Below are 23,983 nucleotides of genomic sequence, written 5' to 3'. Positions count from 1 at the left end.
ATCAGTCGGGCACATCACCATTGATGATGAACTGGTGAAAAAGCGCATGGTGTGGCCCGGGCTGGACCGACCTGAACGGCAGCCGCGCAAAGGCGCCCTGCCAGTAATGCAGCGCACGTTCATCCTTGCGAAACACCGACAACAACCACGGCCCTTCGTGACCCGGCACGATCTTGCGCGTAGCCGCCTCGGCCAGGCCGAGACGGCGGTACTTCGGCATGACGAACAGGTCGGCCAATTCCCGGATCTGTCCACCTTCGAACGGAATCAATTCGACCAACACGACACCGGCCGGGTGGCCGTCTACCTTCAACAGCCAGGCTACGTCCGCGCCGTCCGGCTCGCAGTAGCTTGCCACGCCAGCTGCATCGGACTCGTACAGCCCATCTTCCAGCAAGTCTTCGCCGCTCCACTGGGTCGCTTCGAAGTAATAGAACTGCAGCATGCGGAACAACAGCGCCTGATCCTCGCGTGTCGCACGCTCGACCGTGAAGCGGCTGTCGGCTGGCTGCAAAGACACGGTCATTTCAAGCGGCAGGTCAGCACCCAGTAAAACTCCCAGCGCGCCACGCGGATCTCGCGGCCCGCCACGCCCACGCGCTTGCGCAGCGCGCTGTCGGTCGGGTAGTTCTTGACGAGTTCGTGCTGCTTGCCGTCGGCATCGAGCTGGAATTCGTGAGTATTGCCCAGCAAATCGGTGCGCACGGTGACGGCGCTCTCGCCTTCGACGTAGTTGTCGTCGAACAGCACCAGCAGCACATCCTTGCCCAGGCACTTTTTCAGTGATTGCAGCAGGTCGTCCTGCTGCTTGCGGGTCAGGTGCGCCCACAGGCCGCCCAGGAATACGGCCGTGAACTTGTCCTCGCCCGTACCCAGATCGGCCGGCAGCGCCAGTGCATCCATCAGGCGGTACTCGACATTGTCCAGGTCCTCGCCATGCATTTGCGCAAGCTCGAGCATCGCGGCGCTGGCGTCGGTGGCGACGATCGACTCGGCCGTCTCGGCCAGTACCTCGGTCCAGGCGCCGCTGCCGCAGCCCAGTTCCAGGATGCGGTGGCCGGCCAGTAGCGTGGAAATTTGCTCGCGCGCTTCGTCCAGGTCTTCCAGCTGCTCGTCGGCCACCTCGGCGGCGGCGTTGTCATAGTGAGCGGCAATGCTGTCGTAGTAGGCGATAACCGGATTCTTGTCCATCGGTGTTTCCATTGAAATGTCGTTGTGCATCAAAGTTCGTAATTGTCCCCACCGCGCATGGCCGATTCGACCATCTTGCGATTCAGTGTCGGCGTCAGCAGTTCGATGAAGGTGTACACATAGCTGCGCAGGTAGGCGCCCTGCTTGATCGCCACGCGCGACGTGTTCATGCCGAACAGGTGGCCGACCGGGATTGCGCGCAGGCCGCGGTCGCGCTCGGCATCGAACGCCATGCCGGCGATGATGCCGATGCCCATGCCCAGTTCGACATAGGTCTTGATCACGTCGGCGTCGATCGCCTCCAGCAGGACGTCCGGGGTCAGGGCGCGCAGGCCGAAAGCGTGATCGATCTTGCTGCGCCCGGCGAAGGCGGCATCATACGTGATGATCGGGTAGCTGGCGATTTCTTCGAGCGAGATCGCCCGCGACTTGAACAGCGGGTGCTCGGGCGGGGCCACCACCACGTGCTCCCACTGGTAGGCCGGCAGCGTGATCAGGCCATCGATCGTCGTGATGGCTTCGGTGGCGATGGCCAGGTCGGCCTGGTCGCTCTTGACCATGTCGGCGATCTGCTTCGGATTGCCCTGGAGCAGCGACAAACGCACCTTCGGGTACTTCTGCATGAAGGCCTGCACCACTTTCGGCAGCATGTAGCGTGCCTGCGTGTGCGTGGTGGCAATGGTGAAGCTGCCGCTGTCGTGGGCGGCGTATTCCTTGCCGATGCGCTTGAGGCTTTCGATCTCCTGCATGATCAGCTCGACCGACTGCAGTACCAGCCGGCCCGGCTCGGTCAGGCCGCGAATGCGCTTGCCGTGGCGCGTGAAGATGTCGACGCCCAGCTCTTCTTCCAGCTCGATGATCGCCTTCGAGACCCCCGGCTGCGAAGTAAACAGCGATTTGGCGGCGTCGGTCAGGTTGTAGTTCTGGCGCACGGCCTCGCGCACGAAGCGCAGCTGATGGAGGTTCATTCTGGAAATGTTCTTGTTGGATCTGCGAACAGCATTTTAAGATGCTTATTCAGGTTACGTATATAAGCAAATAAATTATCCGTAGTTTGGAATATAAGCTGATCTCCGTATCATCGGAACATTATTGAATGGGCGTGCACTATCCGCCCTTACCGGAACAAGCCCATGTATCGTTACGACCAGTACGACCATCTCATCGTGCGCGAGCGCATCGCCCAGTATCGCGACCAGGTGGCGCGCCGCCTGAGCGGTGAGTTGCTCGAAGAAGAATTCATCCCGCTGCGCCTGCAGAATGGCCTGTACATGCAGCGCCACGCCTACATGCTGCGCGTCGCCGTGCCGTACGGCCTGCTGTCGAGCGCCCAGGTGCGCATGTTTGGCCACATCGCCCGCACCTACGACCGCGGCTACGGCCACTTCACCACGCGCCAGAACATCCAGTACAACTGGATCGAGCTGGAGCAGACCCCGGACATCCTCACCGACCTGGCGTCGGTCGAGATGCACGCCATCCAGACCTCGGGCAATTGCATCCGCAACATCACCACCGACGAATTTGCCGGTGTGGCGGCCGATGAGATCATTGATCCGCGCCCGTTTGCCGAGATCCTGCGCCAGTGGAGTACCTTCCACCCGGAATTTGCCGCCCTGCCCCGCAAGTTCAAGGTCGCCATCAATGGCGCAGTCGAAGACCGCGCGGCCATTGCCGTGCACGATATCGGTCTGACGGTTGTGCACAACGAAGCAGGCGAAGTCGGCTTCAAGTTCATGGCCGGTGGCGGCATGGGCCGTACGCCGATCCTGGGCAGCGTCATCCGCGAGTTCCTGCCGTGGCAGCACCTGCTGACCTACACCGAAGCCGTGATGCGCGTGTACAACCAGAACGGTCGCCGCGACAACAAGTACAAGGCACGTATCAAGATTTTGCTTAAAGCCATGGGCGTCGAGGAATTCACGCGTCAGGTCGAAGCCGAATGGGCCGACCTGAAGGATGGCCCTGAAACGCTGACGCAGGAAGAATTCGACCGCGTTGCCAAGTGGTTCCAGCCGCACGCCTATCGCACGCTCGAGACGATCGACGTGGCTGCGTCGCAGCCGGACAACAAACCGTTTGCCAACTGGCTCGATCGCAATGTCAAGCCACACAAGGTGCCGGGTTACGCGGCCGTGCTGCTGTCGCTGAAAAAAACCGGCGTGCCGCCGGGCGACGCCACCGACGGGCAACTCGATTTCGTGGCGGACCTGGCCGACCAGTTCAGCTTTGGCGAAGTGCGCGTGACGCACGAGCAGAATCTGGTGCTGGCCGATGTCGAGCAAAGCCAGTTGTTCGCGCTGTGGCAATTGCTCAAATCGCAGGGCCTGGCCACGCCGAACATTGGCCTCCTGACCGACATCATTGCCTGCCCGGGCGGCGACTATTGCTCGCTGGCCAATGCCAAGTCCTTGCCGATTGCCGCGGCGATTGCCGAACGCTTCGACGACCTCGACTTCCAGCACGACATTGGCGACATCGAACTGAATATCTCGGGCTGCATCAATGCCTGCGGCCACCACCACGTCGGCAATATCGGCATCCTGGGCGTGGACAAGGATGGCAGCGAGTGGTACCAGGTGTCGGTCGGCGGTGCGCAGGGCAACACGTCAGCCATCGGCAAAATCATCGGCCCGTCGTTCTCGGCGCCGCAAATGCCGGAAGTCATCGGGCGCCTGCTCGAGACGTATGTCCAGTGTCGGATCGAGGGCGAGCGCTTCGTCGACACCGTGGGCCGCCTGGGCATCGCCCCGTTCAAGGAACATGTGTATGCCACGCCGATTCCGGCCGGCGAACCAGCGAAGGAAGATCAGTATGCTTGACGCACACCCACAGATCATCAAGGGCCGCGAAGTCGTCGCCGACGACTGGAGCGTGCTGCGTCTTGCAGAAACCGATGCAGCCGAGACGATCGAGGTCCCGGCCGGCAAGATCATCGTGCCACTGACCGTCTGGCTGGCGCAACGTGCCGTGCTGGAGACGCGCGCCGAGCTCGGCGTATGGCTGGCACCGGACGAACGCGCGGAGAGCATCAAGGACGATCTGGGCCGCTTTGCGGTCATCGCGATCGACTTCCCGAAGTTCACCGATGGCCGTGGCTACTCGACGGCCTTCAACCTGCGCCGCCGCCTGGGCTGGACAGGCGAACTGCGCGCCATCGGCGACGTGCTGCGCGACCAGCTGTTCCAGATGCAGCGCTGCGGCTTCGATGCATTTGCCACCCGCCAGGATCGCAGCATCCATGATGCGCTCAAGGGCTTGTCGGTGTTTTCGGAAACCTACCAGGCGTCGATCGACAATCCGGTGCCGTTGTTCCGCCGCGTGCCGCGGGAAACCCCGGCGCCGCCCGCTGACGTTGCCAGCTAGGAGTAACCCATGAGCGATCTGCATCGTCGCGTGGCCGAGACCAGCGCGATCCTGGAACGTATTGCCCGTGATTTCACGCCAGCGGTGTTTGCATCGAGCCTGGCGGCGGAAGACATGGTGCTGACCGACCTGATCCTGAAGGCAAATTTGCCGATTGCGATCTTTTCGCTCGAGACGGGCCGTCTGCATGCCGAGACCCTGGCGATGATCGATCGCGTCAAGGAAACGTACGACTACGATATCGCCCTGTTCCGTCCCGACCCGCTGGCGGTCGAGCGCTACGTTACGCAGAACGGCCTGAACGCGTTCTACGAGAGCGTGGACATGCGCAAGGAATGCTGCCGCATCCGCAAGGTCGAGCCACTGGGCCGCGCGCTGGCCGGCAAGCGCGCCTGGATCACGGGCCAGCGCCGCGCGCAATCGGCCACCCGCGCCGAACTGGCGGTGCAGGAAGACGATCTGAGCCACGCCATGCAAAAGTTCAATCCGTTGACCGACTGGAGTGAAGAGAACGTCTGGGAGTATCTGCGCACGCATCAAGTACCATACAACGCGCTGCACGACCGGGGCTTCCCGTCGATCGGCTGCGAACCCTGCACCCGCGCCGTGCAGCCGGGCGAAGATGTGCGCGCCGGCCGCTGGTGGTGGGAAAACCCGGAATCGAAGGAATGCGGGCTGCACGTGGTTGACGGCAAACTTATCCGCATCAAATCCGTGGCTGCCTAAGCCACAACAACAACAGGCACCGCCATGACATCTGTTACCGAACATATTTTTAACGAAGTAAACGCCGCCCACCTGGACGCGCTGGAGTCCGAAGCGATCCACATCCTGCGCGAAGTGGCGGCCGAATGCAGCAACCCTGCCCTGCTGTTCTCGGGCGGCAAGGACTCGGTCGTCCTGCTGCGCCTGGCCGAGAAAGCCTTCCGCCCGGGCAGCTTCCCGTTCCCGCTCGTGCACATCGACACCGGCCACAATTTCGACGAAGTGATTGCCTTCCGCGACGCCCGCGCCGCTGAGCTGGGCGAACGCCTGATCGTCGGCAGTGTCGAGGAATCGATCCGCCGCGGCACGGTTCGCCTGCGCAATCCAGCCACCGATTCGCGCAACGCCGCCCAGGCCGTCACGCTGCTGGAAACCATCGCCGAACACGGCTTCGACGCCTGCATCGGCGGCGCGCGCCGCGACGAAGAAAAAGCCCGCGCCAAGGAACGTATCTTTTCGTTCCGCGACGAATTCGGCCAGTGGGACCCGAAAGCCCAGCGCCCTGAACTGTGGGACCTGTATAACACCCGCGTCCATCCGGGCGAAAACATGCGCGTGTTCCCGATCTCTAACTGGACCGAGCTCGATGTGTGGCAATACATCGCCCGCGAGAAACTGGCGCTGCCGTCGATCTATTTCGCGCACCAGCGCGACGTCATCGAGCGCAATGGCCTCTTGGTACCGCTGACGCCCTTGACCCCGGCGCGCGATGGCGAGACGGTCGAGAACCGCACCGTGCGCTTCCGGACCGTGGGCGACATCTCGTGCACCTGCCCGGTGGCTTCCAGCGCCGATTCCCTGGCCGACATCATTGCCGAGACGGCGATTACCGACATCACCGAACGGGGCGCCACGCGCATGGATGACCAGACCTCCGAAGCCTCGATGGAAAAACGCAAGAAAGCAGGATACTTCTGATGAACGCCATGACTGATCTCAACGCCAACGGCGACACCAAGGCCAACCGCTCACTGCTGCGCTTCATCACCGCCGGCTCGGTCGACGATGGCAAGAGCACGCTGATCGGCCGCCTGCTGTTTGACAGCAAGGGCATCTTCGCCGACCAGCTGGCCGCCGTCTCGCGCGCCAAGCACAAGCGCACCGTGGGCGACACGATCGACCTGTCGCTGCTTACCGACGGCCTCGAAGCCGAGCGTGAACAGGGCATCACGATCGACGTGGCGTACCGCTACTTTGCCACGCCCAAGCGCAAATTCATCATCGCTGATACACCGGGCCACGAGCAGTACACGCGCAATATGGTCACGGGCGCATCGACCGCCGACGCCGTCATCATCCTGATCGACGTGTCGAAGGTCACGCTGCGCGAAGACGGCGGCGTCGACCTACTCACGCAGACCAAACGCCACTCGACCATCGCGAAACTGCTGCAGATCGAGCACGTGGTGGTGGCCGTCAACAAGATGGACCTGATCGGGTATGACCAGGCGATCTACGACCGCATCGTGGCCGAGTACCAGAAGTTTGCGACGTCGCTGGGACTGAAGGACATCACGGCGATCCCGCTGTCGGCGCTCACCGGTGACAACGTGGTCGACAAATCGACGAACACGCCGTGGTACAGCGGCCCGACGCTGATCGACCTGCTCGAATCGCTGTCGGTCTACGACGAAGCGCACAGCGCGCCTTTCCGCTTCCCGGTGCAGCTGGTGGCGCGCCACAACGGCCACGCGGCCAAGGACTTCCGTGGCTATATGGGCCGCATCGAATCGGGCGTTGTGAACGTGGGCGATACGCTCGTCGTGCAGCCGTCCGGCCAGAGCGCGACGGTCAAGGAGATCGTCACGTTCGACGGCGCGCTGCAGTCGGCAACGGCCGGCCAGTCGGTCACGCTGGTGTTGAACGAATACGTGGACGTCTCACGCGGCGACATGCTGGCCGGTAGCACGCAGCCGGCGACCTTGCTCAAGCAGGTTACCGCCGACGTGTGCTGGATGGCCGACGAGCCGCTCGACCTGCGCCGCAAGTATTGGCTCAAGCACGGCACGCGCCAGACGGCGGCCAAGTTCGCGCGCATCGACACGCTGCTGGACGTGAACACGCAGCAGCGCCATCCGGCCGAGGGCCTCAAGCTCAACGACATCGCACGTGTGCAACTGACCGTCCAGCAGCCGCTGGCGGCCGACGCCTACGACGCGATCCGCGCGACGGGCGCCTTCATCCTGATCGACGAAGTCACCCACCAGACCGTGGCCGCAGGTATGATCCGCATCGACGCATAAACAACAAAGGGGCGGTATGGCGGCACTGGGCAAAGTCTATCTGGTGGGAGCAGGCCCCGGCGCAGCCGACCTGATCACGGTGCGCGGTGCGCGCCTGCTGGCAGCCGCCGACGTGGTGCTGTACGACGCGCTGGTCACGCCCGAGATGCTGGCGCTATGCGAGCGGGCCGATAAAATCTCGGTCGGCAAGCGCTCGGGCCAGCGGTCGATGGCGCAGACGGTGATCAACGGCCAGATCGTCGAGTGCGCACACAAGTATGCGCTGGTCGTGCGCCTCAAAGGCGGCGACCCGATGCTGTTTGGCCGCGCCGATGAAGAATTGCGGGCACTCGAAGCCGAAGGCATCGAGGTCGAAGTCGTGCCCGGGATTACCACTGCCGTGGCGGCGGCTGCAGCCACCAAGCAGCCGCTGACCAAGCGTGGTGTGGCGCGCAGCGTGGCGTTCTTCACGTCCAGCACGGCGCCGGATGAACCGGATCATCCTGCTTTGCCCGAAACCGATACGCTGGTTCAGTACATGGGTGGGCGTGAAGCGGCGGCCACCGCAGAACGGTTACTGGCCGAGGGCCGGCGGGCCGATCTGCCGGTGGTCGTGGTGGAAAATTGCAGCCGCGTCGATCAACGCATCCTGCGTTTGACGCTGACGGACCTGGCACGTGGGCTGGAACCGGGCCACGGGCCGGTGCTGGTCATGATGGGTGAAGCGCTGGCGCGGCGCGAGCACCAGCCGGATTGATTGCGGGTCGTTGAACGCGTGGACGGGATACCCGTCCACCCTACCTGCTACATTGACACCGTACCCAACGAATTGACGCAATAATCGGTCATCGCCCGCTGCACGCCCGGATCCTCACCGATGGCGCCGGCGACATTGAGCGTCAACGCCGGATGCGCCGCGCGCACCTCGTCGCACAGCGCGGGCAAATCACGCAGCAAGTGACCACCCTTCCCCAAAAACACCGGCACTACCGTGATGTCGTCGATGCCCTGCGCGCGCATGGCGTCGATGGTATCGGGCAGGCTTGGCGTCATCAGTTCCAGGAATGCCAGCTCCACGACCGCACCGGCGACACGCTCGCGCGTCTGGTCACGCAAGCGCTCGAAGGGAACCGCCCATGACGCGGCGCGCGCGCCGTGGGCAAACAGGATCAGGCCACGTTTCATTGTCGTCATGCTCGTCATGCTTAATGTCGCTCCACCCACCACAGCGCACCAAGCGCCATGAGCAGGAATAACAGGCTGGGCGCCAGCGCCGTGAAGAACGCAGGCAGGATGGTCAGCACACCGAGGTGCGAGAACAGGGAATTGATCAGCAGGAAGCTCACGCCGATCATGATGCCGATGAAGATTTTCAGGCTCACGCCGCCGCTGCGCGTGTGCAGGTAGGCAAACGGCAGCGCCAGTGCCATCAGGACAAAAATCGAAAACGGATCAATGACCTTTTTCCAGAACGCGACCTTGAAGCGCTCGGTCTCCTGCTTGTTCTCGGCCAGGTGGCGCGTGTACACCGCCAGTTCGGCCGCCGACATGCGCTCGGGATCCGAGCGCGATACCGACAGGATCTTCGGCGTGATCTCGGACGCCAGCGTGTAGGTGGCCAGCTTGCGCGTCGCGATGGCCGCGGTTTCCTGGCCATACGTGCTCTGGATCGTCTGCCCCTCCGGCACGGCCGAACCGGGCGCCGGCAACTCGCGGCTGTTGGTGAACATCGTTTCCGTCACGTCCGTCAGGCGCCACGTGTTGTTGCCGCCATAGGTGCCGCGCGCCGCCGTCACGAGCGAGCGCATGCGCATATTGTTGTCGAACTCATAGAGCCGCACGTCTTCCAGCTGGCCGTCGGCCGCGATGCGGCGCACGTTGAAGAAGCGCGAGCCGGTGATGGTGCCGCGCACGCCGTTTTCGTGGACGCTGTCCTTGGTCCACATCCCCGAGCGGAACTCGGCCGACACCGAGCCGCCCTTGGCGGTCAGGCGCATGCGCTCGGCGATCGGCGCCGTGCGCGGGGTGATCAGCTCCCCGAAAATGAACGTCACCACGACGAAGATGGCGCCAATCTTGAACAGCATCCAGGCCGCATGCCGGGTCGACATCGACGAGGCACGCATGATGGTGAACTCGGAGCTCGAGGCAAATTGCGCCATCGTGTAGATGGTACCGATCAGCGCGGCCACGGGCATCACCTGATACACATTACCCGGCACGAGCAGCAGCACGTACAGGAACGCATGCTGCATGCCGAAGTCGTTCTTGCCGACCGACGGCAGGATGCTGGTCAGGTCCATGAAGGCGACGAGCGCCAGGAAGGCGGCCAGCACGAAGGCCACCGCCTGGAAGATATTGATTGCGAAGTAGCGCTGGAGGATTTTCATTCGACGGCCGCCTCGTCACGCTTGTGCAAGGGCTGCGGCTTGCGCAGGCGGCGCTTGAAAGCGCTCAGCATGACCAGCGGGTGGTACGGGTGGTTCACGTTCAGGCGCCAGGCGAACAGGCCCGCCACGCACAGCAGCGCGAACAGGTGCAGCGGCCACCAGCCCATGGCAAACGCCAGCTTGCCCTGCTTGACGCTGGCTTCGGACAGCCGCACCAGATTGTTATAGGTGAAGAAGATCAGCAGCGCCAGGATCATGTTGGCCGACGACCCGGCGCGCGGGTTGACGAAGCCGAGCGGGATCGCCAGCAGCATCAGGATCAGGCAGGTGATCGGCGCGGCGATGCGCGCCAGCAGTTCGGCCTGCGTAAAGCGGTTCGGCGCAAGCAGCAGCGCAGGCGTGGACAGCGCCGCCACCGGAATGTCGGCGCCGAGCATCGGGGCCTGCGTGGCCACGCGCATGCTGTAGCGCTCGAACTCCATCGTCTGGAAGTTGGCCTGGCCGGGAATGCCTTCGTAGCGGCGCCCGTTACTGAGCACGAGGAACTGGCCGCCCTTGCCGTCCGATTCGATCACGCCCTGCTTGGCCACCACGACCGAGTGCGTGTTGCCATCGACGCTGTTGACGAACACGTTCTGCACGACGGTCGTGCCTTCGGCGCTGCGCTCGACAAAGAATACGCGGTCGTTCGAACTCGATTCGCGGAACTGGCCCGGCGCAACGCGCTGCAGGTCTTCGCGCTTCTGGAAACGCTCGACGAATTCGGCGCTTTTCATCTTGGCCCATGGCGTGACGACCAGCGACAGCGCGGCCACGACGAACACCATCGGCAGGCCCAGCGTGAGCACGGGCCGGATCCACGCCAGCAGCGACTGGCCGGATGCGAACCAGACCACCATTTCGGAATCGCGGTAACTGCGCGTGACAGCGGCGACAACGGCGATGAAGCACGTGAGGATCAGGATGATCGGCAGCAGCTCGGCGCTGCGGAACACGATCAGCGACAGCACGTCGCCGGACGCGACCTTGCCGCCCGCCGCGCGGCCAAGGATGGCGATCAGCGTCCAGGTCACAAGAATGGAAAACAGCACCGTGAAGGTCGCGCCAGCGGCGCTTGCCAACTCACGTTGCAGGGAACGTCGGAAGATCATTCAATAGAGTCGTTATAATTGCAGATTAGGCAGTCCGCCGCGAACAACGAATCGGAGAACCAAATGGACTTTAGCATAAAAGCATTCGACACAAAAAACACCCTGGCAGCGGCGAAGACCGGCTGTGTAGCAGTGGCGGTGTTCGAAAATAAAAAATTGTCGGCTGCAGCAAAAGCACTCGACGTGAATGGCGAGATCAGCGCGGCGGTCAAGTCCGGCGACATCAGCGGCAAGCCTGGTTCGACCCTGCTGCTGCGCGGCGTTGCGGGCGTGACTGCGGCGCGCGTGCTGCTCGTCGGCCTGGGCGCTGACGAGATCGTTTCCCAGAAAAGCTTCACCACGGGCGCAACCGCCGCCCTGAAAATGTTCGCCACGCTGGGTTCCACGGACGCCATTATCGCATTCCCGCTCGACAGCGTGAAAGAACGCGACGCGAACTGGGCGCTGCAGGCGCTGGTGCTCGCGTCGAGCGACGCCGAATACCGTACCGACGCACAAAAAAGCAAGAAAGAACCGGCACCCGCCGGCGTGCGCAAGGTCGTCATCGCCACGCCGGACGCCGGTAGCGCCAAGGCCGCCCTGGCGCAGGCCGCCGCGATTGCCAACGGCATGAAGCTCACGCGCGACCTGGGCAACCTGTCGCCGAACATCTGCACCCCGACCTACCTGGCACAAACGGCGCGCAAGCTGGCCGACGACTTCGGCTTCGGCCTCGAGGTCCTGGAACGCAAGCAGCTCGAAGCGCTCAAGATGGGCAGCTTCCTGGCCGTCGCGCGCGGCAGCGAAGAAGCGCCGAAGTTCATCGTCCTGCGCCACAACGGCGGCAAGCCAAACGACGCGCCGGTCGTCCTGGTCGGCAAGGGCATCACGTTCGACTCGGGCGGCATCTCGATCAAGCCGGGTCCGAGCATGGACGAGATGAAATACGATATGTGCGGCGCCGGTTCGGTGCTGGGCACCTTCCGCGCCATCGGCGAGATGGGCCTGAAGCTCAATGTGATCGGCATCGTCGTCGCCTGCGAGAACATGCCGTCGGGCCGCGCTGCCAAGCCGGGCGACATCGTCACCGCAATGAACGGCACCACGATTGAAATCCTCAACACCGACGCCGAAGGCCGCCTGGTGCTGTGCGACGCGCTGTCGTACGCCGAGCGCTTCAACCCGGCTGTCGTGGTCGACATCGCCACGCTGACGGGTGCCTGCATCGTGGCCCTGGGCCACCACACGAGCGGCCTGTTCACCCGCGACGACGCCGCGCACGACGCACTGGCCGACGAGCTGCTCACGGCCGGCAAGCAGGCTGGCGACGTAGCCTGGCGCTTCCCGCTGGGCGAGATCTACAACGACCAGCTCAAGTCGAACTTCGCCGACCTGGCCAATATCGGCACCCCGGGCGCCGCATCGATCACGGCCGCGTGCTTCCTGGAGAACTTCACCCGCAAGTACACCTGGGCCCACCTCGACATCGCCGGCACCGCCTGGAAGTCGGGCGCCGCCAAGGGCGCCACCGGCCGCCCGGTACCGCTCCTGACCACGTTCCTGATGAATCGCGTGTAAGCACCCCACGCATCGCACAAAAGCCCCGCATGCGGGGCTTTTTTTCGTCTCGACGCTGAGTACACAGCCGGGGTCAGGTCTGACATTCGGACACGACCTCAACACAGCGGGGGTCATACAGCGGGGGTCAGGTCTGACATTCGGACACGAGCTCAGCCGTAGACATTTCAGATGGGGTCATACAGCGGGGGTCAGGTCTGACATTTGGACACGAGCTCAGCCGTAGACATTTCAGATGGTGCCTTGCCCAGTATTGGCATAGCGCTGTACCAGCTCGTCCCGCCTACCCGATTGTCGAGATCGTGTCCGAATGTCAGACCTGACCCCGGCTTTGCTCAAATCGGGTCAGAACATCCTTGTTGCTACCGGTTCGGCGCCTGCGGCGGCGGGGGATTTTTCTGCTGGCTGCATCAGTACGGTCAGCGTGGAGGGGTAGCCATAACCGGCGCCCGAGTAGCGGTCGACGTAGTGGCCGATGCCGGCGGTCGTGACCAGGTTGCCCACGAGGTTGCTGGTATTGAGCTGCGCCTGGACGGTCTCGGCGGCGATGGCCACGCCCTGCTTCTTGCAGCTGATCGCCAGCGGTCCCTTGTTGCGCGTGACCGTCACGCGTCCTGGGGCGATCACGTACCAGCGGCCGGCATCATTGCTCAGGATACAGCCGACCCCGCCGATCTCGCGGTAGTCGAGCACCGTGCGCACTTCGAGCTGCTGCGTCGGGGAATCGGACATGGTCGCGCAGCCGCCCAAGAGGGCAAGCGCGGACAGAACGAGTGGGCGGAGAAAAGGCAACATGGCGACCGTCGAGAAGCAGATGCTTCTTTAACGGCAGCAGCGCGAAAATACTGAGGAAGGATCAGTCCAGCGGCGCGAAACGCGGTTGCGTGGCGCCGCCGACCGTGACGGTATCGAAGAAAAAGTCGCGGGGGCGCACCCAGACAGCGCCGTCCTCAGCCCGGTACACGATGACCGGGGTGTGGTCGGATTCCAGCAGCGCCTCGCACACCAGCTCGTAGATGCCGCCTTTGTAGTGGCGGTAATGCATCCGGCAGACCGGGTCAGACCTTTTCGGCCTCGGCCTTCTGCTTTTTCTTCAGGCCCTGGATGACCTTGAGCACGCCTTCCATGCCGGCGGTCTCGTCCAGTTCGCTGAAAGCGTCCAGGACTTCGTTCAGCACGCTGTTGCGCACTGCCGCTTCGTCGGGCGCGATGGCTGGCACAGGGCTGCCATCCTTGCCGAACTTCGATGGCGAATCGGCCGCGGTCTTGGCACCATGCGCCAGAGCAGCTTGCCAGATCACCCAACGACGCTGGGTCTCGAAAACGAGGTATTCCTCGGGCTTGTCTTCGCGGCGGCGAACGATGTGGCCTTCACGCTGGGCCCATGCTTCAAATGCACTGCGCATTTCTGTCCTTTTCAATTCTGCGCCAGGATGATGAACTCCTGAACGCAATATTTCACAATAGTACCACTAGCGCACGTCGATGGCTTGAAACAACTGTGTGAGCTGTCGACCAACGCTGCATCGCGACCCGCCAATGGTACAATGAAAGTTGCACCTACGCAATTTTATTATTACCAAAAAGCAATCCCTTGATGCTGTCGCTTTTTGCGACAAGTACCGGACCCGACTAGTTATAGTCTTGGCGGGCGAATCGGGCAATACTTTTTGGAAAGCTACCAATGAATAGTGTCATCAGGTGTTGTAATTATACCAACCCGACATGGATAACCCTATCGTTATTTCATGCATGACACGGAATCAATCCGGTAATTTCGTTAATAATAGCCGGTTGGCAAGCAATTCGCCTAGACACACTTGAGCTATCAGCAACTTCACAACGTTAACTGTAGATAAACCGATGAAAATTGTCACCTGGAATGTGAATTCTCTAAAAGTTCGCCTTGCACATTTGTTGCAATGGCTGGCCACCAATCCTGTTGACGTGCTCTGCATTCAAGAGACGAAGCTGACCGACGACAAGTTCCCGGTCGCTGAACTCAATGCCGCCGGCTACCAGGTCGCGTTCTCGGGTCAGAAGACGTACAACGGCGTGGCGATCCTGTCCCGCTTGCCGATTGAAGATGTCGTGCGCAACAATCCGCACTTTGACGATCCACAGCAGCGCCTGCTGGCCGCGACGATCGGTGGCGTGCGTTTCATCTGCGCGTACGTACCCAACGGGCAGGAAGTCGGCTCAGACAAGTACGCCTACAAGCTGGCCTGGCTGGCGGCGCTGCAGACCTGGGTGGCGGCCGAGATGGCCGCGCATCCGCAGTTCGCGATCCTCGGCGACTACAATATCGCGCCCGAAGCGCGCGATGTGCACGACGTGGCCGAATGGGAAGGCCGGATTCATTTCTCGCTGCCCGAGCGCGACGCGCTGCAGGCGCTCATCGCCGTGGGCCTGGCCGACGCCTTCCGCCTGTTCGAGCAGCCCGAGAAGCAGTACAGCTGGTGGGACTATCGCCAGATGGCGTTTCGCCGCAACCGCGGGCTGCGCATCGATCACATCCTGCTGTCCAAGGCACTGGCCGAGCGCTGCACCGCATGCCACATCGATCGCGAAACCCGTACATGGGAGCAGCCGTCGGACCACGCCCCCGTGGTAGCGACGCTGGCCGACTAACCGGCCAGCAGTCTGCCGATCTGCGCGGCCGGCAACGGTCGCGCGAACAGATAACCCTGGGCGAACCCGCAGCCGAACGAGCGCAGCAGCGCATACTGCCCTTCCGTCTCCACGCCTTCGGCCACTACCGCCAGCTGCAGGCTGTTTGCCAGCGCCATCACGGCCGCCACGATTGCACGATCCTCGGCGCTCACTTCCAGCTCGCGCACGAAGGCGCGGTCGATCTTGATCTTGCGGACCGGGAAACGCTTGAGGTACGCCAGGCTCGAATACCCCGTGCCGAAGTCGTCGATCGACAGGCACATCCCCATCGCATTCATCTGATGCAGCGTCTCGAGCGTCTGGCCGCCATGCTGCATCAGGGCCGTCTCGGTGATCTCGAATTCCACCAGGCCCGCGTCGATGCCGGTTTCCTGCACGATGCCGCGGATCGAATCGACCAGGCCGTGGTGCGTGAACTGGCGCGCCGACAGGTTGATCGCGAGCGGCACCACGTCCAGCCCCTCGCTGCGCCACAACTGGTTCTGCGCGCACGCGGTTCGGATCACCCATTCACCCACCGCCATGATCATGCCGCTCTCTTCGAGGATCGGAATGAATTCGTCCGGTCCCACCAGCTCATTGCCCCCGCGCCGCCAGCGCAGCAGCACTTCCAGCCCGTGCACGCGGCGCGTGGCGGTGCACATGATCGGCTGGTAGTGCAGCTCGAATTCGTCGCGCGCCAGCGCGCCGCGCAGGCTCGATTCGAGCTCGAAGTGGCGCGCCGCGGCCTGGTTCATGCGCTCGGTGAAAAACTGATAATTGTTGCGGCCCGCCGCCTTGGCCTGGTACATCGCCGCGTCCGCGTGGCGCATCAGCGTATCGACGTCGCCACCGTCCTGCGGATACAGGCAGATGCCGATCGACGGCGAGATATGCAGGCTGCGGCCTTCGATGGCGCATGGCGAAGCCAGCGCCGCGATGATCGCGTCGCCGACGGCAGCAGCGGCAGCGCCCTCCTCGACCCCGGGCAGCAGCACGACGAATTCATCGCCACCGAGCCGGGCCACCAGGTCGCCCGGGCGCACCGAGCGCACCAGCCGGCGCGCGACTTCGCACAGCAGCAGGTCGCCCACCAGGTGACCGAGCGAATCGTTGATCGTCTTGAACCGGTCCAGGTCGAGGAAGATCAGCGCCAGGCCCGCGCCCTTGTGCGCTTCATCGCCGCTGGCCACGCTGCGCATCGCCGCATCGAGCCGGTCCGACAGCATGGCGCGATTGGGCAGGCCCGTCAGGCTGTCGTGGTACGCCATGTGGTGCACGCGCGCCTCGGCCTGGCGCCGCTCGTTGATTTCTTCCTGCAGCAGCGCATTGGCGCCAGCCAGTTCGGCCGTGCGTTCGGCCACGCGCACTTCGAGTTCGTCGCGCGCGCGCCGCACCGCGTCGGCCGCTTCGCGCTGGGCCGTCACGTCGTCCACCAGCCAGACGCTGCGCCCGCGCGTGAGTGCGGCGTCGAACAGGCGCCCGGACAGGCGCGCCCAGAAGCGCGTACCGTCACGGCGTACCATCTCATGCTCGGCCATGTGGGCCTGGCCTGTGGCGAACTGCGTCTCGGACACGGCGCGCGCCGCCAGCCAGCTGCCCTGGTCCGGATACAGCGCGCGTACCGGCGCGCCATCCATGCCGCCCGGCGGCGCGCCGAACAGCTCTTCCATCTTGCGGTTGCAATGCAGTGTGCGACCGTTCTCGACGACGGCGATGCCCAGCACCGCATTATTCAGGATCGCGCGATTTTCCATCAGCGCCTCGCGCAGCGACTGCTCGTCGCCCTTTTCGCGGGTGCGGTCTTCGAGCATCCAGATCGTGCCCTTGTCCGGGTCGAGCGGATTGACCTGGTAGCCGATCATCAGGACCCAGGCCGGCGCGCCGTCCTTGCGCACGAGGATGCGTTCGGTGCGAAATGGCCGGCCATCCGCCAGTTGCGGATACGCCTCGGCGCCCAGCGCGCGGTACGCTTCTTCGTCCGGGTACAGCACGCGCGTGGAGACGCCGATCGGCTCGTCGCCGGCATAGCCGAACATCGTGCAGAAGGCGGGATTGGCGCGCCGGATCACGCGGTTACGGGTGAACATGACGCCGATCGACGCGTTGGTCATGATCGCCTGCATTTCACTGGCCGCCTGGCGCGCCTCGGTCACATCCTCGACGATCCAGATCGTGCCCGCGCTGCGGTTGCCCGGTTCGACCGAGCAGCCGCGCAGGCGCGCCCAGAAGGGCGAACCGTCGCGGCGCCGGAACTGCTGCTCGCTCTTTTCGAACATGTCGCCCCGCCCCAGCACGGTGAACGCTTCGGTGGCCAGGGCCTGGTACGCCTCGGGCGACACGCACACGTCCGGCAGCGAAATGGTATCGAGTTCATGCTGCGCATAGCCGAACATTTCACCCAGGCGCGGGTTGAATGAACGGATCTGGTCGGGCTGGGTAACGGCAATGCCAACCGGTGCGTGCTCAAAGATCGCGCGCTGTTCGCGCACCGTGCGGCGCACGCCCACTAAGCCACGCGCAGGCGCGCCGGGGGCCGGTACATCAGGAACGTACGGGGTCGAAAATCCATCCATCGTCGAGGCAGGCAAGCTGTTGGTTATGATGATCCGGCGAGTTGCCATTTAGCAACCACTGAAGGTCAATCATAACCCGGAAACCGCTCGTTCTTCCAGCCTCGCGCGACGAGAAAGCGACACTAGCCGGGCACCCGCACCCAGCCTTCCATCAGGATGCGCGCGCTGCGGCTCATGCTGGCTTTCGCCACGCGCCACTGCCCGTCTTCCAGGACCGCTTCGGCGCCTACGCGCAGCGTGCCGGACGGATGGCCGAACCGCACCGCCGAACGCTCGCCGCCGCCGGCCGCCAGGTTCACCAGCGTGCCCGGAATCGCCGCCGCCGTGCCGATCGCCACTGCCGCGGTGCCCATCATCGCATGGTGCAGCTTGCCCATCGACAGCGCGCGCACCAACAGGTCGATCTCGCCCGCCGCCACTTGCCGGCCACTCGACGACACATACCCGGCCGCCTTGGCCACGAACGCGATTTTCGGCGTGTGCTGGCGTTTGCCTGCCTCGTCGATACTGGCGATGAGGCCCATGCGCAGTGCGCCGTGGGCGCGGATCGTCTCGAACACGGCCAGCGCACGCGGGTCGCCATTGATCGCATCCTGCAGCTCGGCGCCATCGTAGCCCAGCGCGCTGGCCTCGATGAAGATGGTCGGGATGCCCGCGTTGATCAGCGTGGCGCGCAGCACGCCCACACCCGGCACATCGAGTTCATCGACCAGATTCCCGGTCGGGAACATGGCGCCCCCACCGCCCTCTTCCTCGGCGGCCGGATCCATGAACTCCAGCTGCACCTCGGCCGCCGGGAAGGTGACGCCATCGAGCTCGAAGCCCCCAGTTTCCTGGACCTGGCCAGCGACGATCGGCACGTGCGCGAGGATGGTCTTGCCGATGTTGGCTTGCCAGATGCGCACCACGGCCACGCCATCGTGCGGCACACGCGCCGGATCGACCAGGCCTGCGGCAATCGCGAACGGCCCCACTGCGGCCGACAGGTTGCCGCAATTGCCACTCCAGTCGACGAACGGCTTGTCGATCGCCACCTGGCCAAACAGGTAGTCGACGTCGTGCTCAGCGCGCGCGGACGCCGCGACGATGACGGCCTTGCTGGTGCTGGATGTGGCGCCGCCCATGCCGTCGATCTGCTTGCCGTACGGGTCGGGGCTGCCGATCACGCGCAGCAGCAGCGCGTCGCGCGCGGCGCCGGCCACGCGGGCGTCGTCCGGCAGGTCGTCCAGCTTGAAGAACACGCCCTTGCTGGTGCCGCCGCGCATATAGGTGGCGGCGATCCGGCGCTGGGGAGAATACGTGGTTGATTCCATCATGCCGCCTTCACCGTCGATTCAAGGAAATCCTGCGCGAAGCGTTGCAGCACGCCGCCGGCCTCGTAAATGGCTACCTCTTCGGCCGTATCGAGCCGGCAGGTCACGGCCACCTCGACCCGCTCGCCGCTCGCGCGGTTGATGACCAGCGTGAGCTCGGCGCGCGGCGTACGCGCACCGATCACGTCGAACGTCTCGGTGCCGTCGATGGCCAGGGTGATGCGGTTCTCGCCCGGCTTGAATTCGAGCGGCAGCACGCCCATGCCCACCAGGTTGGTGCGGTGGATGCGCTCGAAGCCCTCGGCGGCGATCGCCTCGACGCCCGCCAGGCGCACGCCCTTGGCTGCCCAGTCGCGCGACGAGCCCTGGCCGTAGTCGGCCCCGGCGATGATGATCAACGGCTGCTTGCGCGCCATGTAATGCTCGATCGCTTCCCACATGCGGGTGACTTCCCCCTCCGGCTCGATGCGCGCGAGCGAACCGGCCATCACCGTGCCGTGGCTATCCTTGACCATCTCGTTCTTGAGCGTCGGATTGGCGAACGTCGCGCGCTGCGCCGTCAAGTGGTCGCCCCGGTGCGTGGCGTACGAATTGAAGTCTTCTTCGGGCAGGCCCATTTTCGCCAGGTATTCGCCGGCGGCCGAGTCGAGCAGGATCGCGTTCGACGGCGACAGGTGGTCGGTGGTGATGTTGTCGCCCAATACCGCCAGTGGCCGCATCCCCGCCAGCGGCCGGCTGCCAGCCAGCGCGCCTTCCCAGTACGGTGGCCGGCGGATATAGGTGCTCTGCGCCCGCCAGTCGTACAGCGGGCTGACGGCGGCGCCATCGTCGGCCACGCGCGCGAACATCGGCGTGTAGACCTTGCGGAACTGTTCCGGCTTGACGCTCGCGGCGACGACGGCGTCGATTTCTTCCTCCGATGGCCACAGGTCGGCCAGGCGGATTTCGCGCCCTGCGTTGTCCAGCCCCAGCACGTCCTTCTCGATATCGAAGCGGATCGTGCCGGCAATCGCGTACGCCACCACCAGCGGCGGCGACGCCAGGAAGGCCTGCTTCGCGTACGGGTGGATGCGGCCGTCGAAATTGCGGTTGCCCGACAGGACCGCCGTTGCGTACAGGTCGCGCTTGATGATCTCGTCCTGGATCACCGGATCGAGCGCGCCGCTCATGCCGTTGCAGGTGGTACAGGCAAAGGCGACGACACCAAAGCCCAGCTGATCCAGCTCCTGACTCAGGCCCGCTTCGTCGAGGTACAGCGCGACGGCCTTGGAGCCGGGCGCCAGTGAACTTTTCACCCACGGCTTGCGAGTCAAACCGGCGCGGTTGGCATTGCGCGCCAAGAGGCCCGCCGTGACCATATTGCGCGGGTTGCTGGTGTTGGTGCAGCTGGTGATCGCGGCGATGATGACGGCGCCATCGGGCATCTGGCCCGGCGTGTTTTCCACCACGCCCGAGATGCCGCGCGCGGCCAGTTCGGATGTCGGCACACGCTTGTGCGGATTGGACGGCCCGGCGATATTGCGCACCACGTTTGACAAATCGAACGACAGCGTGCGTTCGTATTCGGCGCTCTGCAGACTGTCGGCCCACAGGCCGGCATGTTTCGCATACGTCTCGACCAGATGCACGGTCGCGTCGTCACGCCCCGTCAGGCGCAGGTACTTGATGGTTTGCTCGTCGATGTAGAACATCGCGGCGGTGGCGCCGAATTCGGGCGCCATGTTCGCGATCGTCGCGCGGTCGCCCAGTGTCAGCGCGGCTGCGCCAGCGCCATAAAATTCCAGATAGGTCGAGACGACTTTGGCATTGCGCAGGAACTCGGTCAGCGCCAGCACGACGTCGGTCGCGGTGATGCCCGGCTGCGGCTTGCCGGTCAGTTCCACGCCGACGATATCGGGCAGGCGCATCCACGAGGCGCGGCCTAGCATCACGCTCTCGGCTTCCAGCCCGCCGACACCGATGGCAAGCACGCCGAGCGCGTCGACCATCGGCGTGTGCGAGTCGGTGCCCACCAGCGTGTCCGGATAGGCCACACCGCGCTCCGCCTGGATCACGGGCGACATGCGCTCGAGATTGATCTGGTGCAGGATGCCGTTCCCGGGCGGGATCACGTCGACATTCATGAAGGCCTTCTTGGTCCAGTCGATGAAGTGGAAGCGGTCTTCGTTGCGACGGTCTTCGATGGCGCGGTTCTTGGTGAACGCATCCGGGTCGAACCCGCCGCATTCGACCGCCAGCGAATGGTCGACCACGAGCTGCGTCGGCACCACCGGATTGACCAGCGCCGGGTCGCCCCCTTGCAGCGCGATGGCGTCGCGCAGGCCCGCCAGGTCGACCAGTGCGGTCTGGCCGAGGATGTCGTGGCAGACCACGCGCGCCGGGAACCACGGAAAATCGAGGTCGCGCTTGCGCTCGATGAGCTGCTTCAGCGAATCGCGCAGGGTCGCGGGCGTGCAGCGGCGCACGAGGTTTTCGGCCAGCACGCGCGATGTGTAGGGCAGCGTCGTGTAGGCACCCGGCGCGATCGCGTCGACGGCGGCGCGGGTGTCAAAGTAATCGAGGTCCGTGCCCGGCAGGGATGTACGGTAATCGGTATTCATGGCGTTACTTGCGCTCTGCCAGCGGCACGAACTGCAGATCCTCCGGCCCCACGTAGTTGGCGCTCGGGCGGATGATCTTGTTGTCGATGCGCTGCTCGATGACGTGCGCCGCCCAGCCCGACGTGCGCGCGATGACGAACAGCGGCGTGAACATCGCCGTCGGCACGCCCATCATGTGGTACGACACGGCCGAGAACCAGTCCAGGTTCGGGAACATCTTTTTCACGTCCCACATCACGGTCTCGAGGCGCTCGGCGATGTCGTACATCTTCATCGAGCCGCCCTCTTCCGACAACGTGCGCGCCACTTCCTTGATCACCTTGTTGCGCGGGTCCGAGATCGTGTAGACCGGATGCCCGAAGCCGATCACGACTTCCTTGTTGGCCACGCGGTTGCGGATGTCGGCTTCGGCTTCGTCCGGGTTGTCGTAGCGCTTCTGGATATCGTGCGCGACTTCGTTGGCGCCGCCGTGCTTCGGTCCGCGCAGCGCGCCGATCGCGCCGGTGATGGCCGAGTGGATGTCCGAGCCGGTACCGGCAATCACGCGGGCGGTGAAGGTCGACGCATTGAATTCGTGTTCGGCGTACAGGATCAGCGACGTGTGCATCGCGCGCACCCACGACTCTTTTGGCGCGAAGCCGTGCAGCAGGTGCAGGAAGTGGCCGCCGATCGAATCGTCGTCAGTGTTCACGTCGATACGTTTGCCGCTGTGGCTGAAGTGGTACCAGTACAGCAGCATCGAGCCGAACGATGCCATCAGGCGGTCAGCAATGTCGCGCGCGCCGTTGATGTGGTGATCGTCCTTCTCGGGCAGCGTGCAGCCCAGGACCGACACGCCGGTGCGCATCACGTCCATCGGATGGGCGTTGGCCGGCAAGGCTTCGAGCGCGCTTTTCAGCGCCTGCGGCAGGCCGCGCAGCGAGCGCAGCTTGGCCTTGTAGCCACGCAGTTCGCCGTCGTTCGGCAGCTTGCCGTGCACCAGCAGGTAAGCGATTTCCTCGAATTCGCTGGTGGTGGCGATGTCGAGGATATCGTAGCCGCGGTAATGCAGGTCGTTGCCCGATTTGCCGACCGAGCACAGCGCGGTATTGCCGGCGGCGACGCCGGACAGGGCGACGGATTTCTTCGGCTTGAAGGTCGGGGTTTCCTGGTTCTGCGTATTCATGTGAGGTCTCCTTACTTGACTTTGTTCTGGGCAAACAGCGCGTCGAGCTTCTGCTCGTAGCTGTGGTAATCGATGCGGTCATACAGTTCGGCGCGCGTCTGCATCGTGTCGATCACGTGCTGCTGCGTGCCGTCGCGGCGGATCGCGGTGTAGACGTTTTCAGCGGCCTTGTTCATCGCGCGAAACGCCGACAGCGGATACAGCACCAGGCCGACGCCAGCGCCGGCCAGTTCGTCGACGGTAAACAGCGGCGTGGCGCCGAACTCGGTGATATTGGCCAGCACCGGCACCTTGACGGCGTCGGCGAAGCGCTTGTACATGTCGAGCGTCGTCATCGCTTCCGGGAAAATCATGTCGGCGCCCGCTTCCACACAGGCCACGGCGCGCTCGATCGCCGCGTCCAGGCCTTCGACGGCCAGCGCATCGGTGCGTGCCATGATCACGAAGTCGTCATCCAGGCGGGCGTCGGCAGCAGCGCGGATGCGGTCGACCATTTCTTCCTTGCTGACGATTTCCTTGCCCGGCCGGTGGCCGCAGCGCTTGGCGCCGACCTGGTCTTCGATGTGGCAGGCAGCGGCACCGGCTTTGGACAACGAACGCACGGTGCGCGCGACATTGAAGGCCGAGGCGCCAAAGCCGGTGTCGACGTCGACCAGCAGTGGCAGGTCGCAGACGTCGGTAATGCGGCGCACGTCGACCAGCACGTCGTCGAGGTTCGAGATGCCCAGGTCGGGCAGGCCGAGGGAGCCGGCAGCGACGCCGCCGCCGGACAGGTAGATGGCCTTGAAGCCGGCCCGCTTGGCCAGCAATGCGTGGTTGGCGTTGATCGCGCCCACGACTTGCAGCGGGGATTCATCGAGGATCGCCTGGCGGAAGGCGGCGCCTGCGGAAAGTTTGCTCATGCTGTTCCTTGTCATCACGGTGAAGAAGTTGTGTAGTTCATTGCAAGCACCGTGCCAGCATTCGCCGATCCGCCATATCAAGCACTTGCGTGCAGATTCTACCCAAATACCTCTTTAAGAGACGTGCTGTTGT

Annotated in this window: 22 protein-coding genes; 8 read left to right on the top strand and 14 right to left on the bottom strand. The window is 64.0% G+C overall.

The window, feature by feature from the left end; translation table 11 throughout:
* Nucleotide 1: 1 nt before the first annotated feature.
* The 3 genes from AC56LW_RS21415 to AC56LW_RS21405 are packed head-to-tail and all read right to left on the bottom strand — an operon-like array spanning nt 2 to nt 2,159.
* On the bottom strand, nt 2–526 hold the full coding sequence (locus AC56LW_RS21415; RefSeq protein ID WP_499637413.1) for a GNAT family N-acetyltransferase: 525 nt from the start codon (nt 524–526) through the stop codon (nt 2–4).
* Nucleotides 523–1,191 (bottom strand): class I SAM-dependent methyltransferase, encoded by a 669-nt coding sequence (locus AC56LW_RS21410; RefSeq protein ID WP_499637411.1) that lies wholly within the window; start codon nt 1,189–1,191, stop codon nt 523–525. The genes AC56LW_RS21415 and AC56LW_RS21410 overlap by 4 nt, the downstream gene beginning before the upstream one ends.
* 29 nt (nt 1,192–1,220) lie before the next feature.
* The gene (locus AC56LW_RS21405) at nt 1,221–2,159 is read right to left on the bottom strand and encodes a CysB family HTH-type transcriptional regulator (protein ID WP_499637409.1); all 939 of its coding nucleotides are present in this window, start codon (nt 2,157–2,159) and stop codon (nt 1,221–1,223) included.
* A gap of 165 nt (nt 2,160–2,324) precedes the next feature.
* Here AC56LW_RS21405 and AC56LW_RS21400 point away from each other — a divergent pair, with 165 nt between their 5' ends.
* The 6 genes from AC56LW_RS21400 to cobA are packed head-to-tail and all read left to right on the top strand — an operon-like array spanning nt 2,325 to nt 8,301.
* A complete protein-coding gene (locus tag AC56LW_RS21400) occupies nt 2,325–4,013 on the top strand; it encodes a nitrite/sulfite reductase (protein ID WP_499573543.1) in 1,689 nt (562 codons plus the stop codon).
* The gene (locus tag AC56LW_RS21395) at nt 4,006–4,557 is read left to right on the top strand and encodes a DUF934 domain-containing protein (protein ID WP_499637407.1); all 552 of its coding nucleotides are present in this window, start codon (nt 4,006–4,008) and stop codon (nt 4,555–4,557) included. The genes AC56LW_RS21400 and AC56LW_RS21395 overlap by 8 nt, the downstream gene beginning before the upstream one ends.
* A 9-nt stretch (nt 4,558–4,566) precedes the next feature.
* The gene (locus tag AC56LW_RS21390; protein ID WP_499637405.1) at nt 4,567–5,283 is read left to right on the top strand and encodes a phosphoadenylyl-sulfate reductase; all 717 of its coding nucleotides are present in this window, start codon (nt 4,567–4,569) and stop codon (nt 5,281–5,283) included.
* A gap of 24 nt (nt 5,284–5,307) precedes the next feature.
* A complete protein-coding gene (gene cysD, locus AC56LW_RS21385; RefSeq protein ID WP_499637403.1) occupies nt 5,308–6,240 on the top strand; it encodes a sulfate adenylyltransferase subunit CysD in 933 nt (310 codons plus the stop codon).
* Entirely contained in the window at nt 6,240–7,565 is a 1,326-nt protein-coding gene (locus tag AC56LW_RS21380) for a sulfate adenylyltransferase subunit 1 (RefSeq protein ID WP_499637401.1), read from the top strand. The genes cysD and AC56LW_RS21380 overlap by 1 nt, the downstream gene beginning before the upstream one ends.
* 16 nt (nt 7,566–7,581) lie before the next feature.
* Entirely contained in the window at nt 7,582–8,301 is a 720-nt protein-coding gene (cobA, locus tag AC56LW_RS21375) for a uroporphyrinogen-III C-methyltransferase (protein ID WP_258836087.1), read from the top strand.
* A 47-nt stretch (nt 8,302–8,348) separates the two neighbouring features.
* On the opposite strand, the gene AC56LW_RS21370 is transcribed toward cobA, so the two are convergent.
* Genes AC56LW_RS21370 through lptF form a run of 3 tightly spaced genes read right to left on the bottom strand, consistent with a single transcriptional unit; the run spans nt 8,349 to nt 11,085 of the window.
* Complete coding sequence (locus AC56LW_RS21370) at nt 8,349–8,738, bottom strand: sirohydrochlorin chelatase (protein ID WP_258836088.1); 390 nt, start codon at nt 8,736–8,738, stop codon at nt 8,349–8,351.
* Nucleotides 8,739–8,749: 11 nt separating this feature from the next.
* On the bottom strand, nt 8,750–9,934 hold the full coding sequence (lptG, locus tag AC56LW_RS21365; RefSeq protein WP_258836089.1) for an LPS export ABC transporter permease LptG: 1,185 nt from the start codon (nt 9,932–9,934) through the stop codon (nt 8,750–8,752).
* On the bottom strand, nt 9,931–11,085 hold the full coding sequence (lptF, locus tag AC56LW_RS21360; RefSeq protein WP_332533537.1) for an LPS export ABC transporter permease LptF: 1,155 nt from the start codon (nt 11,083–11,085) through the stop codon (nt 9,931–9,933). The genes lptG and lptF overlap by 4 nt, the downstream gene beginning before the upstream one ends.
* A gap of 63 nt (nt 11,086–11,148) precedes the next feature.
* On the opposite strand from lptF, the gene AC56LW_RS21355 reads away from it, so the two are divergent.
* Nucleotides 11,149–12,642, top strand: coding sequence for a leucyl aminopeptidase (locus AC56LW_RS21355; protein WP_499555434.1), 1,494 nt, complete (start codon nt 11,149–11,151; stop codon nt 12,640–12,642).
* 345 nt (nt 12,643–12,987) lie between these two features.
* Here AC56LW_RS21355 and AC56LW_RS21350 read toward each other — a convergent pair whose 3' ends face one another.
* From AC56LW_RS21350 to AC56LW_RS21340, 3 genes are all read right to left on the bottom strand, one after another.
* Nucleotides 12,988–13,374: a hypothetical protein gene (locus tag AC56LW_RS21350; protein ID WP_499501548.1), complete on the bottom strand. Its 387-nt coding sequence runs from the start codon at nt 13,372–13,374 to the stop codon at nt 12,988–12,990.
* Between the two features lie 124 nt (nt 13,375–13,498).
* Nucleotides 13,499–13,687: a DUF1653 domain-containing protein gene (locus AC56LW_RS21345; RefSeq protein WP_499637398.1), complete on the bottom strand. Its 189-nt coding sequence runs from the start codon at nt 13,685–13,687 to the stop codon at nt 13,499–13,501.
* Between the two features lie 13 nt (nt 13,688–13,700).
* Nucleotides 13,701–14,048 carry a phiTE_015 family protein gene (locus tag AC56LW_RS21340; RefSeq protein ID WP_183550317.1) on the bottom strand — a complete coding sequence of 116 codons (348 nt, stop codon included), beginning with the start codon at nt 14,046–14,048 and terminating at the stop codon, nt 13,701–13,703.
* Nucleotides 14,049–14,505: 457 nt separating this feature from the next.
* On the opposite strand from AC56LW_RS21340, the gene xth reads away from it, so the two are divergent.
* Nucleotides 14,506–15,273 (top strand): exodeoxyribonuclease III, encoded by a 768-nt coding sequence (gene xth / locus AC56LW_RS21335; RefSeq protein WP_499637396.1) that lies wholly within the window; start codon nt 14,506–14,508, stop codon nt 15,271–15,273.
* Here the strand turns inward: xth and AC56LW_RS21330 are convergent.
* The 5 genes from AC56LW_RS21330 to prpB all read right to left on the bottom strand — a co-directional run bounded on the left by AC56LW_RS21330 (nt 15,270) and on the right by prpB (nt 23,850).
* On the bottom strand, nt 15,270–17,918 hold the full coding sequence (locus AC56LW_RS21330; protein WP_499637394.1) for a bifunctional diguanylate cyclase/phosphodiesterase: 2,649 nt from the start codon (nt 17,916–17,918) through the stop codon (nt 15,270–15,272). The genes xth and AC56LW_RS21330 overlap by 4 nt on opposite strands.
* Before the next feature lie 74 nt (nt 17,919–17,992).
* Complete coding sequence (gene prpF, locus AC56LW_RS21325) at nt 17,993–19,186, bottom strand: 2-methylaconitate cis-trans isomerase PrpF (protein ID WP_499637392.1); 1,194 nt, start codon at nt 19,184–19,186, stop codon at nt 17,993–17,995.
* A complete protein-coding gene (gene acnD, locus AC56LW_RS21320; RefSeq protein WP_499637390.1) occupies nt 19,183–21,783 on the bottom strand; it encodes a Fe/S-dependent 2-methylisocitrate dehydratase AcnD in 2,601 nt (866 codons plus the stop codon). Before acnD ends, prpF begins: the two co-directional genes overlap by 4 nt.
* Nucleotides 21,784–21,787: 4 nt before the next feature.
* The gene (prpC, locus tag AC56LW_RS21315) at nt 21,788–22,948 is read right to left on the bottom strand and encodes a bifunctional 2-methylcitrate synthase/citrate synthase (protein WP_499637388.1); all 1,161 of its coding nucleotides are present in this window, start codon (nt 22,946–22,948) and stop codon (nt 21,788–21,790) included.
* An 11-nt stretch (nt 22,949–22,959) separates the two neighbouring features.
* The gene (prpB, locus tag AC56LW_RS21310) at nt 22,960–23,850 is read right to left on the bottom strand and encodes a methylisocitrate lyase (protein ID WP_332533780.1); all 891 of its coding nucleotides are present in this window, start codon (nt 23,848–23,850) and stop codon (nt 22,960–22,962) included.
* Nucleotides 23,851–23,983: the final 133 nt, after the last annotated feature.

The sequence above is a fragment of the Telluria sp. LT2P80 genome (genome assembly GCF_059685955.1).
This window is presented reverse-complemented; position numbering and strand designations above follow the sequence as displayed.

Bases quoted from the DNA above. Each gene is read 5' to 3' on its own strand.
- AC56LW_RS21405 (WP_499637409.1), bottom strand. From the start codon at position 2,159: ATGAACCTCCATCAGCTGCGCTTCGTGCGCGAGGCCGTGCGCCAGAAC.
- AC56LW_RS21345 (WP_499637398.1), bottom strand. From the start codon at position 13,687: ATGCATTACCGCCACTACAAAGGCGGCATCTACGAGCTGGTGTGCGAG.
- AC56LW_RS21330 (WP_499637394.1), bottom strand. From the start codon at position 17,918: ATGGCAACTCGCCGGATCATCATAACCAACAGCTTGCCTGCCTCGACG.
- AC56LW_RS21355 (WP_499555434.1), top strand. From the start codon at position 11,149: ATGGACTTTAGCATAAAAGCATTCGACACAAAAAACACCCTGGCAGCG.
- AC56LW_RS21410 (WP_499637411.1), bottom strand. From the start codon at position 1,191: ATGGACAAGAATCCGGTTATCGCCTACTACGACAGCATTGCCGCTCAC.
- cysD (WP_499637403.1), top strand. From the start codon at position 5,308: ATGACATCTGTTACCGAACATATTTTTAACGAAGTAAACGCCGCCCAC.
- AC56LW_RS21350 (WP_499501548.1), bottom strand. From the start codon at position 13,374: ATGTCCGATTCCCCGACGCAGCAGCTCGAAGTGCGCACGGTGCTCGAC.
- AC56LW_RS21415 (WP_499637413.1), bottom strand. From the start codon at position 526: ATGACCGTGTCTTTGCAGCCAGCCGACAGCCGCTTCACGGTCGAGCGT.
- lptG (WP_258836089.1), bottom strand. From the start codon at position 9,934: ATGAAAATCCTCCAGCGCTACTTCGCAATCAATATCTTCCAGGCGGTG.
- prpF (WP_499637392.1), bottom strand. From the start codon at position 19,186: ATGATGGAATCAACCACGTATTCTCCCCAGCGCCGGATCGCCGCCACC.
- lptF (WP_332533537.1), bottom strand. From the start codon at position 11,085: ATGATCTTCCGACGTTCCCTGCAACGTGAGTTGGCAAGCGCCGCTGGC.
- AC56LW_RS21380 (WP_499637401.1), top strand. From the start codon at position 6,240: ATGAACGCCATGACTGATCTCAACGCCAACGGCGACACCAAGGCCAAC.
- xth (WP_499637396.1), top strand. From the start codon at position 14,506: ATGAAAATTGTCACCTGGAATGTGAATTCTCTAAAAGTTCGCCTTGCA.
- AC56LW_RS21395 (WP_499637407.1), top strand. From the start codon at position 4,006: ATGCTTGACGCACACCCACAGATCATCAAGGGCCGCGAAGTCGTCGCC.
- acnD (WP_499637390.1), bottom strand. From the start codon at position 21,783: ATGAATACCGATTACCGTACATCCCTGCCGGGCACGGACCTCGATTAC.
- AC56LW_RS21340 (WP_183550317.1), bottom strand. From the start codon at position 14,048: ATGCGCAGTGCATTTGAAGCATGGGCCCAGCGTGAAGGCCACATCGTT.
- prpC (WP_499637388.1), bottom strand. From the start codon at position 22,948: ATGAATACGCAGAACCAGGAAACCCCGACCTTCAAGCCGAAGAAATCC.
- cobA (WP_258836087.1), top strand. From the start codon at position 7,582: ATGGCGGCACTGGGCAAAGTCTATCTGGTGGGAGCAGGCCCCGGCGCA.
- AC56LW_RS21400 (WP_499573543.1), top strand. From the start codon at position 2,325: ATGTATCGTTACGACCAGTACGACCATCTCATCGTGCGCGAGCGCATC.
- AC56LW_RS21370 (WP_258836088.1), bottom strand. From the start codon at position 8,738: ATGACGACAATGAAACGTGGCCTGATCCTGTTTGCCCACGGCGCGCGC.
- AC56LW_RS21390 (WP_499637405.1), top strand. From the start codon at position 4,567: ATGAGCGATCTGCATCGTCGCGTGGCCGAGACCAGCGCGATCCTGGAA.
- prpB (WP_332533780.1), bottom strand. From the start codon at position 23,850: ATGAGCAAACTTTCCGCAGGCGCCGCCTTCCGCCAGGCGATCCTCGAT.